This window comes from Massilia sp. 05N420, from assembly GCF_056397205.1.
Map to the genome: position 1 here is coordinate 1 of NZ_JBFTMX010000150.1, position 518 is coordinate 518.

The 518-nt window shown below is 62.2% G+C and carries 1 protein-coding gene; it reads left to right on the plus strand.

What is annotated here, in order from left to right; genetic code table 11:
• The coding region (locus tag AC1DIX_RS27715; protein ID WP_477328547.1) for an NAD-dependent epimerase/dehydratase family protein at nucleotides 1–518 on the plus strand (518 nt) is incomplete at both ends.

Genomic DNA, 518 nt, shown 5'->3' on the forward strand with positions numbered 1-518 from the left:
CGATGGATGGGCGGAAGCGACAACTGGCTGCACCTACGCTTTTCACGGCGCTTCACCCACGCCCTCCGGAACCTATGCTAGCGAGGAAGAATGGATCAAGCCTGCAGTCGATGGCAACCTCCGCGTACTACGTGCTTCGCGCGATTCGGGCGTAAAGCGGGTTGTGCTCACCTCGGCGTTTGGAGCAATCGGCGCTGGGCACAAGCCCCTCGCCCGCCCCTTCGTCGAGACCGACTGGACCGATCTGACCGGAAACGTCGCGCCCTACCAGAAATCGAAGACCCTTGCCGAACGGGCGTCATGGGACTTCATTGCCAACGAAGGCCGCGGGCTGGAGCTCGCGTCTGTCAACCCCACCATGGTACTCGGACCGGCGCTGGGGGCGGATTATTCGCATTCGATCCGCACGATCAGAGAAATGCTGGAGGGTCAGCCCGGATACCCGAAGATCAAGACCTGCGTGGTCGATGTGCGGGATGTCGCCGAGCTGCATCTGCGTGCCATGACCGATCCTGCTG